The sequence below is a fragment of the Algoriphagus sp. PAP.12 genome, from assembly GCF_026652115.1.
In the GTDB taxonomy this organism is placed as follows: domain Bacteria; phylum Bacteroidota; class Bacteroidia; order Cytophagales; family Cyclobacteriaceae; genus Algoriphagus.
In genome coordinates, this window is the sequence record NZ_JAPPSQ010000013.1 from 38,956 (window position 1) to 55,979 (window position 17,024).

Here is a 17,024-nt window from a genome sequence, read left to right on the forward strand (position 1 = left end):
GCCCTGAAGCAAACTTGATTTTTCTTTATTTTTCTTGAAAAATCATCACTATTTCTATTTTTATCTAAACTATTCATAATAAGAACGATGGAAATAGGAATAATACATATATTTTTCAGGGCCTAAAACCATTGGTTTTAGAAAAAGCTAAGCCCACTATTATACAATTACATGAATTTCAAGAAATTAAGTTTTCTTTTTATTTTTAGCTGTCTTACTTTTTTCTTTTTTAGTAAGGAATTATCAGCTCAAAACGATTACAGGGTTCCATTCAACCATAGAATCGGAAATTCAAATCTCTCCAATAATATATTTCAGATTCGAGGAGATTTCACCATTATAGGCAATACCAATCTGACCCTGAAAAATTACGATGAAGGTACTGCCAATTCAGGTCAGGAGATGGTCTTTATAGATATTGATGGAGATTCTTCAACATTCAACTCCTCCTCAGCCACTCTGTTGTTTTCGGAGGAAAATGGAGCCGATTCCAATTGTACAGATATTCTTTATGCAGGACTATACTGGTCTGGAAGAACACAAAGGGAGGGTTTGACTTTTGAATTGACCAAACAAGAAGGTTTTTTGGACCCTGTTACCCTAGTCGACCACAAAGATGAAATGAAAGGTGGGGAGGAGAAAGAGTACATTCATTATACTTTTTTTACCGGTATAATGACAGATGATACTTCCCAATTCTTACCTCAATTTGAAGTCTATACACAAGAAGGGGAATATGAATCCTATATTTTTCAATTCCGCAATGACAGCACTGTTTTATTTACCGATACAGGGAGTGATTTAAAACCGGTAGAAAACCTAAAAATCACCAAAAAAGACGGATATATTCAAGCCACTTTCACTCCAATAGAATTTAGCCGAAATGGAATCAATTATAGTATTTATGGCTTAAACAGGGTTTTTTCAGATGATTATACTGAGTTTGTACAGGGGAACAATGCTGTATTGATCAAATCCTCAGGTACCTATAGCCCTCTGGCTTATCAGACTCAGATGTTTGATAAGCGGGTTTTAAAAATAAAGGCTCCAGGCTCTTCGGAATATCAGGAGGTTTCTGTTTCCGGAAATGCCATTTTATTTCCCGATCAAGAACTTAGAGATATCTATGTAGGCTATGCGGATGTAACTGATTTGGTGAAGGAATATGGTGCCGGTGAATATACCGTTGCCGATATCGCGCTTTCTGAAGGTTTATCTGATGAAATTGGGATGTTTGGAAACTGGGGATTAATCGTAGTCTATCAGAACGCAAAAATGAATTTCAGAGATGTAACCATTTTTGATGGCTACACATTTATCGAGGCACTAAATGGGGTGGAAGAAAATGGTGAAATTGAAATCAATGGTTTTGGGGCAATAGAGGAAGGTCCCGTAAGTATGAAGTTGGGAGTCATGGCCAGTGAAGGTGATAATTTCATCGGTGGGGATTATTTGGAAATGTTGGATCAAAAAGGAAATTGGACGAGGCTGAGTCATCCAGGAAACAGCACTGACAATTTTTTCAATTCATCCATTTATACTCCTGTTTTCAAAGCTGATGGCAGCTTGCAGGAAAACTCCAGAACGCCTTTTTTGAAGAATAATACTGGGATTGACATCGTACAATGGGAAGTTCCCAATCCTGATAATTCTCTGATCACAAACAAGCAAACTTCTGCTAAGTTTCGCTATGGAACCAATCAGGATTTGTATGCACTATATGCTTTTGCCTTTTCGGTGGTCAGCTACACACCGAATATAGAGGCACACAATCAAATCGAATCTATCAATGGATTGCCTCCGGGGGATTCCCCGACCATCAAACCCGGGGAGGAAATCCGTCTTCAATTAGATATCAGGAATGTGGGTTCTGAGGCTACGGAGCAAAGCAAACTAATCATCCCTATCCCCTTCAATGCTATATATGTGGATGCGGAAGTCATTCCAGACACCTATGGTACTGTCACATTTGATCCCAATATGGGAGTCGCCGGGTCAATAATTTGGGATATAGGAAATATACCAATATCTGTAGACATCAATGAAATTATTGCCTCTTTGCAATACACCTTGAAGTTCACGGAGGATTGCTTTGTTTTGGCAAATGACAATTGCGATTCTAAACTTTCTGTAAATGGATATCTCTCTGGAATCGGAAGCCTTTCTAAACAACCATTTTCCAACCTTCCATTTATCAAAGAATACAAAGAGGGAGTCTGTGAGAATATTCCAACCTATGGACCAGTTGAAATTCCATTAATCGGTAAAGCTGAGTTCGCCGAAAATCACTGTTCAGGTTTTGCATTGTTTACCGATCTAGAAGTGGACAATATTCCAATATTTTGTCATAGGGATTCTCCCACGAATCTAGCGGATTTGATCAGTCCTTCCCAAGAGGGATTTCAAGTTTATTTTTTCAGTGAAGAATCTGGAGGGACTCCATTGATTAATTATTATGTGAATACTTCATTGGTAGGAACAGAGAAGATCTGGGTTTCTGAAGGTCCTCAAGGCAGCTGCACTGGTATGCGAATTCCGGTCGATTTGAAAGTAATTCCAACCAGTCCTCAGCCGATCACTGAGAATCTCAACTTTTGCATGGAGGAAAAGAAAATTCCTTTTGAGGTAAATCCAGATCCGGGCTATACCCTTTATTATTATGAGGACAATGATCCTTCAAGCTCAGCATTAACAGGTCCTCCCAATCTAGACCTATCCAAACCTTCCAGATATTCCCTTTGGGTGAGTCAATCCAAACCTGGTGAATGCGAAAGCCCCCGTCAAGAGGTGGAGATTTATATTGAGGACTGTAGCCTCAGGCCTGAAATCGAACTTACTATTAGTTCAGATGTGGAAAAATTTGAAAAGCAAGGCCAAGAAATAACCTTTACTATTACAGTGAAAAACCCCGGAAAAGTCCCTTTATTTAATGTCACTGTCAATGAGTATTTGAATTATGGGGGATGGCAAATTGCAGAGTTGGGTCCTCAGGAGGAGCAGTCGTTTGAGGTACTATACACCATTTCAGAGTGGGATATGATCTATCCTTATGTCCTTCAGATTTCTGCTCATGCAGAAGGGGCAGATTGGCAGGGAATCTTTGTCTCCGATGATGCATCCAAAGAAATTTCCGGTGTCAACTTTGTGCCTGGCTTTTTGGACTATACAATAGAAACACTGGATGTAGAATGCCAATTGGAAGAAGGAGGAAAAGGGCAGATTATCATTAATTGGCCTCAAGGACAAGAAGGAGATTATTTTCTGACTGATTTGGAATCGGGCGAAATCATCAAGTCCTTCACTTTTACACTCAATTCCCAAATAGTAATTGAAGTAGCTCCTGGAAGTTATGGTCTTGAAATTCTGGATTCCCAAAGGAATAGTCATCAGGTCAACCAGCCTATTATCATTTTAGAGAAAGATAAAGTTGAGTTTGAAGTTCCAGAATCAATCAATTCCTGTACGGAATTCATCTGGTTTCCTCTTAATGATCCAGAAATAAATATAACAGTAGAATCTCCGGAGGGAAAAGAGGTCACAGTAAATTCCGATGGAAGCTATACTTTAGTGCATTCGGGGATCTATCAAGTAACCGGAACTACTCAAAATCCAGATTTCTGTCCAAACATCAAGTCTTTTGAAGCTGAAATCACCCAGCCTTCTGAGCTTGAAATAGATTTGCGACCATTCTGCAAAGATGATAGTTCTACCAGCATTGATTTGATTACTTCCTCTGATGGATTAATTATTCAATGGTTTCTCTTGAGCTCAGGAAATAGGGAAGAATTGACAATGTTTGAAAACAGCTCACAGCTGATCGTTCAAGATGAAGGGACCTATGAGGTGACTCTAAAAGATCCGTCAGGTTGTTGGATCGGTAAAAAAGAGGTTAAGGTTAGACAATCTTTTACTGATGAGATAGTAATAGAGCAGTTCTATTCATTCTGTGCGGAGAAAAATGATTTTCCTGAAATCTCACCCGGAAATCGATTCAAGGAATTTATCTGGCTTCTCGATGGTCAGATAATTAGTGAGGAGGCTGTTTTTATTCCAAAAACCTCCGGAAAGTATTATCTGGAGGCTAAAGATGAGTTGGGATGTTCCTTTTTTGCTGAGTTTGAAGTGGAAGAAAAATGTCTGCCAGAGGTCAAATTCCCCAATGCCATTTGGATTGGGGATCCATCAAGACAATTCGAGATTTATCCAGATTATTTAACGGATGAAATTGAGGTGAGCATCTTTAACAGATGGGGGCAACTTATTTATCATTGTATAGACAAGGGACCTGAAGAAAATATTAAATCCACCTGTACTTGGGATGGAATATTTGAAGGAGCCGCAATTCCTAATGGAAGTTATGCTGTTAACATCAAAGTCTCCAATTTTAAATTGAATGTGACACAGAATATCCGGTCCTCCATTATGGTTTTCAATTGAAAGTAATTTTTGGCAAAAAAGATTGGGGATCCAGATTGCTAGCTTAGGTTGAAATTGTTGTAATGGTTGTACGCTTCGCGTTGTGATGGTTAGGGATTAGGTGATTCCGATTCCGATAGTTACCGTGAAGCACCGGGAGTGTTCGGTGGTCAGTTGGCAATAGGATTCCGATTCCATCGAGAACATGGTGGGTGGAGATTGAGTATAACAGGCTTGGGTACAGGAATTTTTATTCCAGCTTTTTGAACCTAAATGAATACCCTATCAATAGTCCAAAATTGGTGTAATTTGCCTGAGTAACAGTCAATGCCCCTTCTAGGGTTGGAGAAGGGTCTGTGGGGGAAATATTGGAGTCTTCTGCATATTGGGAGGTGCTTCCAAAACTTCCCGTAACTCCCAGAGTTATGCTACTCTGATTTTTGTGGATCACTCCACCAAATGAAAAATGAACAATATCCCACTGGGAAATTTCCGTAGTCAATTGATCTCCAGAAAGTGGTGATTCATCAAAATAACTAAAGTCTGTCCGGAAGCTTCCCATCAATTGAAGTTTCTCGCTTACCCGGTTTTCATAACCCAAGGCGATATTGGTGACAGGTTTCATTACAGTTTCGACATTTAAAAAGTCCGAACTGGTAATATCCAAGGAAAGATCCGGTCTAACCAGTACATTGGGTTCTGCACTGATAATACGGTAAGTTTTGATTCCGCCAAAGTGTGTCAAATTAATACTGATTACACTGCGATTGATCACTTGATGCCCACCAATTGCTATTTCCCATGGGGATTTGTAGGAGGCTTTCAGTTTTTCCTGACGGTCGGAAGCAAATGCAGAATACCTTGGACTATCAGAGTTAGGGCGGATATTGACAAGTGTCAGATCTCCGGCTACCGTACCTTTACCGGCAAAACTCAAGCCGGGTGAAGTTATAGCAATCCCAAAACCATGAGATAAACCCTGATAGGTCAGACCAGTCTTGATCGCAGTTCTTAAACTGGTATAGTGAACATATTCATTCTGTATTCTTGAAATCAAAATAGGCTCACTTTGATTTGTCAGGGTTTTGGCCGTAAAACGATAGGAATATTCGGTAGAACGGAGAGTATTGAGTAGTGAAATCCCAAATCCAAGACTGGGCTTAATCTTTTTGGAAACCCCCAGTGCTACCATTGTTTCTTGAACGGAACTATTGATCCCAGATTCCGCCACCAATTCCTCCATACCAGGGCTTTCAGATTCTGGAACCAAGTCAGAAAATTGAACTATCCTAGCAACCCCACCAAAATTGAAGTTGACAGGACTTAGGAGTCCATAATTGAATTTCCAAGAGCTTTTGATGGGCAACACTCCACTGATTGCGAGAGGAATTGCATTGAATTTCTTCCCTTTAAAATCCGCTTTTTGTCCTAGGGCATTCTGGATTCGGATGGTTTCAAGCCCATAAAAGTTGGAGTTGATCGAAAGGCCCAATGTATCACCAAAGGCCATGGTTCCTGGATTATAATATACACCTGAATTGTCCAAAGTATCTGACAAAACCGCCCCTCCTAGGAGAACCGAGCGTGTCCCGAATTGATTTCCCCAATGGTGGGTATCCTGAGCATTGATAGATAAAGTCCAAAGGAGCGAAAGCACTAAAAAGAGGAAGGACTTCTGGAAAACAGATTTCATACCTGAATGTCTTATGTGTAAAATGAAACTACTCCAAGTGAGAAAAAAACTCACCTTACTCAAAAAACTAAATTCTCACCTTTGCATTCAATCAATCCATTCTCGACTTTCGAGATTAGGATCCTTATTTTCAAAAAGCAAAAGTTAGAAAACTATTGATTTCAATCAGCCAATTTTTCAACCTTCCTTGAATATAATGAATTGAATTTTGACATTCCTGATTCATCTATTGTATAATTAACTTGTAGCCTTGGAAAGTGAAAGTTGAATTTCAAATACAGAAAACATTTTACCTAATCTGAGTCAAATTTGGTTATACAAGATTTTAAGGCCAGAAGTTTTGGTTTGAATCTCCCAATTAGGCTGAGAAATTGAACTACAAAGTCCTAAAATGCTTTTTTTCAAGAAAATAGGTAAAGAAAAAAAGCGGCCTAGAAAATCCAAGCCGCTTTCGGGTCAACACTCAATCTATTATATCTGGGTTATTAACTCTTCTTTAGGGGTTCTTACTTTTTTCATATTGACCAACCAGTCTTTGGTTGTGTCGCGATAGCCAAGAGGTAGGACCAAGACACTTTTCAATCCCTTTTCTTTCAGGTTCAAAATCTCGTCCAAAGCTTCATTATCAAAGCCCTCCATTGGTGTAGAATCCACTTCTTGTTCTGCAGCAGCTACTAAAGCACTTCCCAATGCGATATAAGCCTGCTTGGCTGCATGGTTGAAGTTTTGCTCCTGAGTCTGAGCATTAAACATTGTTAAAAGGCGAGTACGGTAGGCATCTGTGGCACTATCATCCAATCCTCTAATTTCATTGTTTCTCTTAAACACTGAATTAACTCTCTCTTCGGTGTATTGATCCCAAGCTGCAAATACCAAAACATGAGAAGCATCTGTGATTTGACTTTGATCATAGGCTGCTTTTCTTATTTGAGCCTTGAGCTCGGGATTGGTGATCAACAACACTTCGTATGGTTGTAATCCTGATGAGGAAGCCGTTAATTGGATAGCCTCTAGGATGTAATCGACTTTTTCTTGAGGAACTGCCTGACCATTCATTGCTTTGGTGGCATATCTCCATTTTAAATTTTGTAGGACGTTCATATAGTTGGTTCTTAAATATAGACATTAAATGTATATACATCAGAAAATCAAAAATGAACTGAAAAGGTTCCAGCAAAATTTATTTTTCATAAAAAAACCTTGTTCACCACAATTAGCGATAAGGTTTGTTTAATAGGACAATTGAAAAAAATGAATGTGTCAGGCGGATTGGAGTTTTTTAGACGACTTTTTTAAATCTTCATTTACAACCCTTCGAAGTTTAAAATCAAACACAAACCAGGTAACAAAAATCAAAAACCCAAGAGCCCCTGAAACAACCACTATCGATTCCCAAGACACTCCATAGCGCATAATTAAAAAGTAATACATATACCCTGCAATCAGCATTCCCAATCCCCAATTGACAAATCGCCAAGTTCCCATCACGGGTTTTATATTCACCATGGACTTTTGAATTGCTTGTCTTTTTAATGCAATCCAAATCCCTGTTAGTATCAGACCACAGATAGAGGCCCCTCCTAAAAACCAAAGGATTTTTGTTGCCAATCCTCCCCATTTCCCAAAATGGATTGGGTCAGCGATATCATTAAGGTACATGACCGTTGAAATTTCCTTAGCCTTTTGCACTCCAACAACTTTCTTTTCAAATGGGTCGACATACACTCTATTGGACCTCTTTCTTACCAAAGGAACATCGCTTTTACCTCGAATGTAAATTGGATCATTGGGAGTTTTGCCAGGAACAATCCCTCCTATTTTTAGGTTAGGAATTTCTTTTTGGGCCATTTGGGCAGCTAGTTCATAATCCAATTGAAACTGGAATTGATCATGATCTACCAATGAATCACCTGGACTTTCTATTTTGGGAGCTTTAGGATTAGAAATATCCGAAATACCACCCGTATTGGTTCGCTCTAAAAAATACCAAATACCTGTCACAGTGATCAAGAAGGCAAATGGCAAAGACCATAGGCCTACCACACGATGAAGGCTTCTGAAGAACACCAATATATTCTTCCCTCTCTTTAATTCTCTAAATTTTTGCCACCATTTTTTATAAAATACCAAAGCCGAAACCCATGCCAATAAAAGCAAAAAAGAGAAGGTCAAGACGATAAAATATCCAATCTGATAGAATGGCATAAAGAGGTAATAATGGAAATCTCTAAAAAACCGCTGAAAAGTCACAGGGGTGCTACCTGTAATTTTCCCGGTCATAGGATCCACAAAAACATATTTTCTAAAACCTCCCTCTTCTACATAGACGATGTCATTTAAATAAGGCTCTTCGGCGATGACCCAATAAGTCAATTTCCCAGATGGGTAAGTTTTTTCAATGGATTTGACTATGGTGTTGTAAGACACTCTCTCTCCCACCCCTGAAGCTCTCAAACCCGGAAAGAAAAGCCAATCCATCTCATTACTAAGGGTAGCCATTGTACCGGAGAAGCATACTATAAAAAATAGTATGTTCAGTTTCACTCCGATCCAAGAATGGATTTTAAAGAATAGTTTTTTGTTGACTTTCATTGATTTTCAATGAGTTTAGAAAGTGTAAGAAACCGTAGTCATAATGGATCTGGGACTTCCCGGAAATGCACGAAGTACATCATATCCTCCTACCCAATGGGTTTTGTTGAACAGGTTATTTGCGTTGACCTGAAACTGGACTTTCCCCATTTGGTAATAAACCGCAGCATCTACTATCCCATAAGATGGAAAAACATCAGGTTCATCCGATGAAACAATGGAGCCGAATCTATCAGACACATAATTGTACCCCAAACCAAATCCCAAACCGGTCAGAGAACCTTGTTCGAAGACATATTTTGACCAGAAATTGGCTGAATTCCGAGGTGCATTCGGCTTTTGTCTTCCGATAACACTTTCCTCATCGGCTTGTGTGATTTCAGAATCATTGAAAGCATATCCTGCCACTAAAGACCAATTAGGAAGGATATTTCCCGTCAAGTTCAACTCTGCACCTCTTGATTGTTCTTCTCCTAACTGCACCAATAATTCAGGATTGTTTGCATCATTGGCATTGTAAAGTCCACCTCGCTCGACGATTTGGTATAAGGAAATTGTCCCAGTGACCCTCTTATTGAACCATTCTGTTTTGGCCCCCACTTCTAGCATTTCACTAGTCAATGGATCAAATGGTCCACCTGCATCCGGATTGATAATTCCTGCTGCATCTTGAGGCTGATAGCCTTTCACCCAAGTTCCATAGAAGTTGATGTTTGGATTTAAGGTATAAACCAAACCAACTCTTGGAAGTAAGGCGCTTTGTTTAACTTCAACTTCTTCCGGACTATTATAATCCAGCAAGTCTTGGAAGTACTCTTGGCGAAGTCCCAATAAAATCTTTAAAGGACCGATTTCAGACTGGTTTTGAATATAAACACCATGCGTCTGTTGCAAGTATTGATTATAGGTTCTAGTGGTATAGAGATATTTGCTCATATCTCTTAAGCCATTGGCAACAGGAGAAGTCAAATCAAAATGGGAAACATTTGTAGCTGGATTTCCATCATCATCTAAGATATAATTGTCAATATTAGCCAGCTTGAAACTATTAGAGGTAGTGCCATTTTTCAACAGATAGGTTTGGGCTTCCAATTGTGAACCTCCAGGAAGTAATTCCTGTCTGAAATAATCATATCCAACCAAGGCAGTATTTTTCAATTTCCCCAATTGATAATTCGCATTGAAATAGTTGTTGAAAGCATTGTTGTTCCAGGTTCTTTTTCGGATAAATACCCGCATTGCTACTTTAGTATCATCAAAAGATCCATCTCCCAAAGCCGCAAATTGATTGGAGGTACGATGCTCTAGCAAATCCTCTGAATAACTCGACAACTGATAGGTACTGTTTAAACTGAGATTCTCTGAAAAATTATGGCGAAGAGAAACCGTAGAGTTCAACGTAACTTCATTGAGATAATCATTCATGGCACTCAAAGATTTGGTAATTGGAGTAGTCGTCAAATCTCTATTTCCAAAAGCTGCCTGACCTCTATCCAATCTTCCTTTGGAATCTTGGTATACCAAGTCAAAATTCAAACTGGTATTGGCTGTAGGAAGGAAGGCAAAAGAAGGAGCGATAACCAAGTTTTTCTTAAACTGAAGATCACGAAAGCCATCTGAATTTTCGAAACCAAGATTCAAGCGGTACAACAACTTTTTATCCTCAGTCATGGCGCCTGTAAAATCTGCCAAAGCTCTTAGGGTATTGAAGCTACCTACAGAAGTAGAAATGGATTTTCTATTTTCTGCCAAAGGCTTCTTAGTCACTCGATTGATAGATCCCCCTGGGGAGGCATTTCCAAACAATGCAGATGCTGGCCCTTTGATGACTTCTACTCTTTCGATATGAGGGATCAGCTGAGGCTTCCAGAAACTGGTGAACGTTCTCATGCCATTCAAAAGCGTACCGGAATTTCTTTGCCCCTGAATTCTGAATCCACGGATTGTAATATCATTGTAAAAAGTAAATTGATTTACTCCCGGAACATTTTTCACTACATCGTTGACTGTGAATGCCACTTGATCCAAAATCAATTCTTTGGTTACAAAGTTGATGGTAGAAGGCACGTCCTTTATAAGAGATGCGGTTTTTGTAGCCGAAAAGGTTGCTTTATTATCGTAACCTACTTCTCTTCTTCCTGTAATCTCTACAGTTTGGAGTCCCAATTGACTCTCTATCAATTGAAAATTTACCTCAGAGATTTTCCCGGATTGTACTTGAATTTCATGTGTAGAAGGCTCAAACCCGATCATGGAAGCTTTCAAAAACACTGTTCCATTTTCGATTTCCAGAATTGAGAATTTTCCATCTTTATCTGAAATAGCCCCTTTTGTACTATTCATGATGCTTATGTTGACAAATTCCAGGGGAACACCATTCATGTCTGTTACTTTTCCATCAATTCTACCTGATTGGGAGAAAGCTATATTGGTAATTAAGATAAATAGAAAGCTGAGTAAGAAAGGGTAAATTTTCTTCATCTTTATTTAGATTAGTTATAAACAGACGCAAAAGTATAGCCCAAAGTGAAAGCATCATAATTTTATTTAGATTATTTCTAATTAATATATTAACTAATTGTATTCCAGAAGATTACAGCTCGACTTAATTGCTGTTCTTTAAAAACATAGAGTTGATTGATTGAATAAAAACCAGCTATTTAACTGATAACCAAAGAGAAAAAAGGCAAATCTTTGAAATTGAGGTACCCATAATACGTATATTTTCTATATTCAATTTTTTAAATATCTCATTCAACCTTCTCATTGAGAGACAATAAACCCTTCCCTATGAATCCAAGAAAATGGTTTTTCAGTTTTCTATTTCTCATTCTTATTTCACCTCATCTCTCAGCTCAATCCTACGACATTGTGATTTATGGAGGAACCTCAGCAGGGATAGCTGCGGCAATCCAATCCTCTAGAATGAATAAATCAGTCCTTTTAATTGAACCCAGTCAACGATTAGGTGGCTTAACAACAGGTGGCTTAGGAGCCACAGATATTGGAAACAAACAAGCAATTGGAGGAATAGCTAGGGAGTTCTACCAATTGATCAAATCCTATTATTCAAAGGACGAAAACTGGAAATGGGAAAAAAGGGAGGAATACATGACAGGGAGGCAAGCGCGGAATAAAGAAGGGGAGGATGCCATGTGGACATTCGAGCCATCGGCTGCTCTTCAGGTTTATTTACAGATGTTGGCTAAGGAAAAAGTAGAAATTCTCTTTGGTGAAAGACTCCTCAGAACTAGCGTTGGGGTGAAAAAATCGGATGGCGTAATTCAAACCATCACGATGGAAAGTGGGAAAACATTTTCCGGAAGGATGTTTATGGACGCTACATACGAAGGTGATTTATTGGCGACTGCAGGGATAAGTTATACTGTTGGAAGAGAGGGAAATGACCAATACAAAGAGTCATTGAACGGGGTTCAGGCAAATTTTTACAGTCCCACTTTAGAGAATAAAGTATCTCACAATGCCATCAACCATAATTTCGTGGCGCGAGTAGATCCCTACATAGAAAAAGGAAAACCTGAAAGTGGTCTACTTCCAAATATTAGCCATCAAGGACCGGGAATAGATGGAGAAGGAGACAACAAAGTTCAGGCATATTGCTTTAGAATGTGTTTGACAGATCATCCTGACAATAGAATCCCTTTCCATAAACCAGAAGGGTATGATGAAAAAAATTATGAGCTACTGATAAGGAATTACGAGGCAGGTGAAAAGACTTTACCATGGATTAATTCAGCAATGCCCAATCGTAAAACAGATACAAATAACAGATTAGGTTTTTCCACTGATTTTATCGGGCAAAACTGGGACTATCCCGAGGCTAGTTATGAAGAGAGAGAGAAAATTGTAGAGGCTCACCGCAACTACCAACAAGGTTTGATGTGGACCCTGGCCTATCATCCAAGGATGCCCCAATGGGTGCGTGATGTTTATTCCAAATGGGGAATGACGAAGGATGAGTTTGAAAGAGGAGATGGTTGGCAAAACCAGTTATACATCCGAGAGGCCAGAAGGATGGTGAGCGATTTGGTGATGACACAATATCATTGTGAAGGTTTGGAAAAAGTGGATGATGGAATTGGGCTGGCAGCCTATGGAATGGATTCCCATCACATTCAGCGTTATGTGGATGCGAATGGCTTTGTTCAAAATGAAGGAAATGTAGAAGCGAGGGTTGAAGGCCCCTACCCGATCAGTTATAGAGCCATTATTCCCAAAAAATCAGAAGCTAAGAACCTATTGGTACCGGTTTGTGTCAGTGCAAGCCATATTGCTTTCGGTTCGATCCGGATGGAACCGGTCTTCATGGTTTTAGGTCAATCAGCGGCTATCGCAGCTTCACTTTCTATAGATGAAGAAATAGCTGTACAAGATTTGCCTTATGAAAAACTGAAGGAAGTATTATTAAAAAATAAGCAGAGGTTAGATTAATGGTAATTTCTTTCTAAGAAATATATGGAATTCTGCCAGTGAGTACATTTTCCAAGATTTTCTGGACTGAAGACCGAAGATTCCCCAATTATGGGATTTCCTAAATCCAATGTTGCTTTGATCAATTTCTGGCAAAAAAGCAGATTTACATATTCTATTTTCTCTCATTCCTATAAGCACAGGATGCCTGGGAAATTCTTCATTATGGCCACAGGGAGAAACCTATTAATTCTCTAATAATTCAGGTAATTCATAGAATAGGGGAAGACGAAGGAGGCTTTCTGAAAAGCGATCAGCGTGAGGTAATTCCCTTCTGTATTGGTCAGGGAAATATCGCTTTGAAAAATCAGATTTGTGAAGGCTTTGATAATGAAAAACTGCCATAATCTCCTTTTTTTCAAGTTTTTGAATGTAGAGTTTTCGCTGTTCTTCATTTTCAAATAAAAGATAAAAAAGATGAGAGTTTGCCTGATGTATCGATGACATAGCTTTGAATTCTTCACTCTTAAAATTCTCTAAATAAGAATAGGGCAAAATTGAATCCTCAAGTGAGCCGGAATGAAAATAATTAGAATAGGCAAGCCAAATAGCTCTTCTTCTTTCCTGAATCTTTCCCAGGCATTCAAGTTGCGCCCATAAATAAGCTGAATTGAGTTCGGAAGGCAAAAAAGAACTCCCTAGATCTACCCAAGTATATTTTGACACTTCTCCCTTGGAGAAAGAAGATCGATTAGTTCCTTTTTCCCAAATGACTTCAGCTCTTTTTGCAAATTCAGAATCATTTACCACTAACATGCCTCCCTCTCCGCATTGGATGTTCTTGGTTTCATGGAAGCTAAAACAGGCTAAATGTCCCCAAGAACCTATGGGCCTATTCTGATAAAAAATGTCAATTGCTTGGGCTGCATCCTCAATAACGATCAAATTATACTGATCAGCCAAGGCCAATATTTTCACCATATCACATGGAAATCCACCATAATGAACTGCGACAATGGCTTTGGTTCTTGAGGAAATTAGATCTTCCAATTTGTCTTCATCCATATTTGGATGATCTTTCCTACTGTCTACAAAAACGATTTTTGCTCCTCTCAGAGCGAATGCATTTGCAGTCGATACAAAAGTAAAACTGGGAACTATCACTTCGTCTCCCTGCTGAATATCCAAAAGAATAGCTGACATTTCAAGAGCATCAGTACAAGAGGAAGTCAAAAAACAAGTCCCAAACTGATACTTTCCCTGAAGGTATTGCTGACATTTTTGGGTATAATATCCATTACCCGAAAGATGTCCTCTTTGGATGGCATCTTCGATATAGGATAATTCCAGACCAGTTTGAAAGGGCTTATTAAAAGGGATTTTCAATTTCAAAATCTGATATTTTCAGGGATGAGATTAAAAGGTTTCAGTTTTCTTTTCAATGATATAAATGGGTCTTTCTTTTACTCCTTCAAAGGTTTTTCCAACATATAACCCAACCATTCCAAGTGTAATTAATATAATGCCCGTCAGTACCCAGATTGAAATAATTAGGGATGAATATCCAGCTACTATGATGGTACCTGTCAAGTATTTATAAAGTGTAAAGAGAGCAAAAAGAAATCCTGTGAAGGCGATAATCAAACCCAATTTGACAGTTAATCGGATTGGCTTATCACTATACGCCAGCATAATATCTAAACCCAAATCCAATAATTTACCAAAGTTATAACTACTCTTTCTTTCCCCATTCCCTTCATGCTCTACAGGAATAGTCGTTTGTCGAAAACCTACCCATTTGACCATAGAAGGAAAAAATCGAATGGATTCTCTCATGCCAATTATTTCATTGACTACTTTTCGATGATAGATTCCAAAATTTGCTATTCTTTCATCCTGTTTGGATCCTGTCAGCCAGCCAAGTGCTCCATAGAACACTTTAGAACTTAGCTTTTTGAAAAAACCATCCTTTCTATTTTCTCTCAAAGCCAAAACTACATCAAACCCTTCCTGAGCCTTATTATAGAGTTGTAGAATTTCTTCTGGCTTATCCTGCAAGTCACAATCCATCACTACAACCCAATCTCCTTTTGAATGATCTAATCCTGCAGTTATTGCATAATGTTGTCCAAAATTCCTTGAGAGCTTTATGCCTTTAATGAAGTTATATTTTTGAGAAAGTCTCTCAATTTCAATCCAAGAATCGTCAGGACTAGCATCTTCCACCAAAATCAATTCAAACGAATCTGAAAATCCCCGAGTAGTTTTATCTATTCTTTCAACCAATTCCTTAAGAATTTTTTCAGCCTGATAAACTGGGGAAACTATAGAAAGATGAATGTTCAAGAGAAATTCGGGTTCCAATAATGATAAACAAAGGATTTTTCAATTTCCTTAAAACCTACAGATGAGTATAATCTCATTGCTGGAAAATTGATTTCTTGGGTAGAAACTTTTAGATACCCTATTCCTTTTTCTTTTGCAAAATAGGCTGCAGCCTCCACTAATTTCCTCCCCCAGCCCATTCCTTTATGTTCTTTTGCAACTGCCAATAGACCGATTGTCGCTTCATTATTCCCAAATGACAATGTGATCATTCCTTCCAAATTTGGGGTAATGTATACTTCTTGATTATTTATAGCTTCAGAAATCCAGACTTTATAGAGTTTTTTAAACTCACCGGAATTCAACCTGGTATCAGTTTGAAAACGAGAATAGATTCCACTTTCATAGGCCAAAGTTTCCAATTTAGGATTCAACTTTTTAGGAAATTGGGATACTTCATCTGAATTTGATGTTACCCCTACCTCCTTTTGTAGAGTAATTTTGGTATCTACCAATTGAATAGATGAATCCTGAATTTGTAATTTTCCCTTTGAAAAAATATATATTAGTTGAAAGCGGGTTGAATTCTTTAGAAACTCCGATTCATCCCATTTTTGATTTATATCCCATTTGCCTACAGGATATCCAAATAACTCAGAATCAAAAGGTAAAGATTTAATCAATAAGAAAATAGTTCAGTAAAACCAAAAGATGTGATTGAAAGCCTTTTAGGCCACATCCGCGAAAATGCGTTCCATTCTTCTGAAATACATCATTCCAAATACGAAGAACACAACAGCTACAATACTGCCAGGCCAAATCCAATCCCAAGGCATGGGTCTATTTAAAAATGCAGCTCTGAATCCTTCAATTACCCCCACCATGGGGTTTAAAATATAAAAATTCAAATATTTTTCAGGAACAGCTTGAGTACTGTACACCACAGGAGCAGCATATAATAAAAGCTGAACCAAAAAAGTCAATGCATGTTTGACATCTCTGTATTTGACTGCCAATGCAGACAAAAACATCCCGATTCCCAAGCTGCACATCAATAATTGAATAATCAATAAAGGCAAAAACACAATCCCCCATCCAGGCATCTGCTTAAAGTAAATCAGTAGACCTATTACTACCACAAAAGCAATAATAAAATCCAAAAGCTTAGACAAAATAGCGGATAAGGGTAAAACCATTCTTGGGAAATACACCTTGGTAATCATGTTGGCATTTTGAATCAAGGAATTGGCCGATTCAGTCAAAGTACCTGAGAAATAATTCCAAGGCCACAAAGCCAAATAGGAAAACAACAAATAAGGCATCCCATCAGAATCAACCTTTGCAAGGCCTCCAAAAACCAAAGTAAAAACAAGAGTTGTAAAAAGAGGCTGAATAATTGCCCAGGAAACTCCCAAAATAGACTGGGCATAACGTGCTTTGATCCCTCGTAAAGTCAGAAAATAAAGAAGGTCTTTATACCTCCACAATTCCTGAAAATCCACCATTTTCCAACCGGAAGACGGTTCTATTACCTTGTAGTGTTTGGACTCTGATTGTAACACTAAAT

Annotated in this window: 10 protein-coding genes; 2 read left to right on the forward strand and 8 right to left on the reverse strand. The window is 38.5% G+C overall.

Annotated features, from left to right (window positions below; genetic code table 11):
• The first annotated feature begins 171 nt into the window (after window positions 1-171).
• Window positions 172-4,437 carry a DUF7507 domain-containing protein gene (locus O0V13_RS15245; RefSeq protein WP_268035832.1) on the forward strand — a complete coding sequence of 1,422 codons (4,266 nt, stop codon included), beginning with the start codon at window positions 172-174 and terminating at the stop codon, window positions 4,435-4,437.
• A 229-nt stretch (window positions 4,438-4,666) separates the two neighbouring features.
• On the opposite strand, the gene O0V13_RS15250 is transcribed toward O0V13_RS15245, so the two are convergent.
• The 4 genes from O0V13_RS15250 to O0V13_RS15265 all read right to left on the reverse strand — a co-directional run bounded on the left by O0V13_RS15250 (window position 4,667) and on the right by O0V13_RS15265 (window position 11,182).
• Window positions 4,667-6,109 carry a hypothetical protein gene (locus O0V13_RS15250; RefSeq protein WP_268035833.1) on the reverse strand — a complete coding sequence of 481 codons (1,443 nt, stop codon included), beginning with the start codon at window positions 6,107-6,109 and terminating at the stop codon, window positions 4,667-4,669.
• A 471-nt stretch (window positions 6,110-6,580) separates the two neighbouring features.
• Window positions 6,581-7,210, reverse strand: a complete 630-nt coding sequence (locus O0V13_RS15255; protein ID WP_268035834.1) for an NAD(P)H-dependent oxidoreductase — start codon at window positions 7,208-7,210, stop codon at window positions 6,581-6,583.
• Between the two features lie 159 nt (window positions 7,211-7,369).
• A complete protein-coding gene (locus O0V13_RS15260; RefSeq protein ID WP_268035835.1) occupies window positions 7,370-8,701 on the reverse strand; it encodes a PepSY domain-containing protein in 1,332 nt (443 codons plus the stop codon).
• A 15-nt stretch (window positions 8,702-8,716) separates the two neighbouring features.
• A complete protein-coding gene (locus O0V13_RS15265; protein WP_268035836.1) occupies window positions 8,717-11,182 on the reverse strand; it encodes a TonB-dependent receptor in 2,466 nt (821 codons plus the stop codon).
• Window positions 11,183-11,491: 309 nt separating this feature from the next.
• Between O0V13_RS15265 and O0V13_RS15270 the strand changes: the two genes are divergently transcribed.
• Window positions 11,492-13,153, forward strand: a complete 1,662-nt coding sequence (locus O0V13_RS15270) for an FAD-dependent oxidoreductase (RefSeq protein ID WP_268035837.1) — start codon at window positions 11,492-11,494, stop codon at window positions 13,151-13,153.
• 225 nt (window positions 13,154-13,378) lie between these two features.
• Here the strand turns inward: O0V13_RS15270 and rffA are convergent, their stop codons facing one another.
• The 4 genes from rffA to O0V13_RS15290 are packed head-to-tail and all read right to left on the reverse strand — an operon-like array spanning window position 13,379 to window position 16,962.
• A complete protein-coding gene (gene rffA, locus O0V13_RS15275) occupies window positions 13,379-14,524 on the reverse strand; it encodes a dTDP-4-amino-4,6-dideoxygalactose transaminase (RefSeq protein ID WP_326492736.1) in 1,146 nt (381 codons plus the stop codon).
• A 24-nt stretch (window positions 14,525-14,548) separates the two neighbouring features.
• The gene (locus O0V13_RS15280; RefSeq protein ID WP_268035838.1) at window positions 14,549-15,478 is read right to left on the reverse strand and encodes a glycosyltransferase family 2 protein; all 930 of its coding nucleotides are present in this window, start codon (window positions 15,476-15,478) and stop codon (window positions 14,549-14,551) included.
• Window positions 15,475-16,140 (reverse strand): GNAT family N-acetyltransferase, encoded by a 666-nt coding sequence (locus O0V13_RS15285; protein ID WP_268035839.1) that lies wholly within the window; start codon window positions 16,138-16,140, stop codon window positions 15,475-15,477. The genes O0V13_RS15280 and O0V13_RS15285 overlap by 4 nt, the downstream gene beginning before the upstream one ends.
• Window positions 16,141-16,185: 45 nt before the next feature.
• Entirely contained in the window at window positions 16,186-16,962 is a 777-nt protein-coding gene (locus tag O0V13_RS15290) for an ABC transporter permease (RefSeq protein WP_268035906.1), read from the reverse strand.
• Window positions 16,963-17,024: the final 62 nt, after the last annotated feature.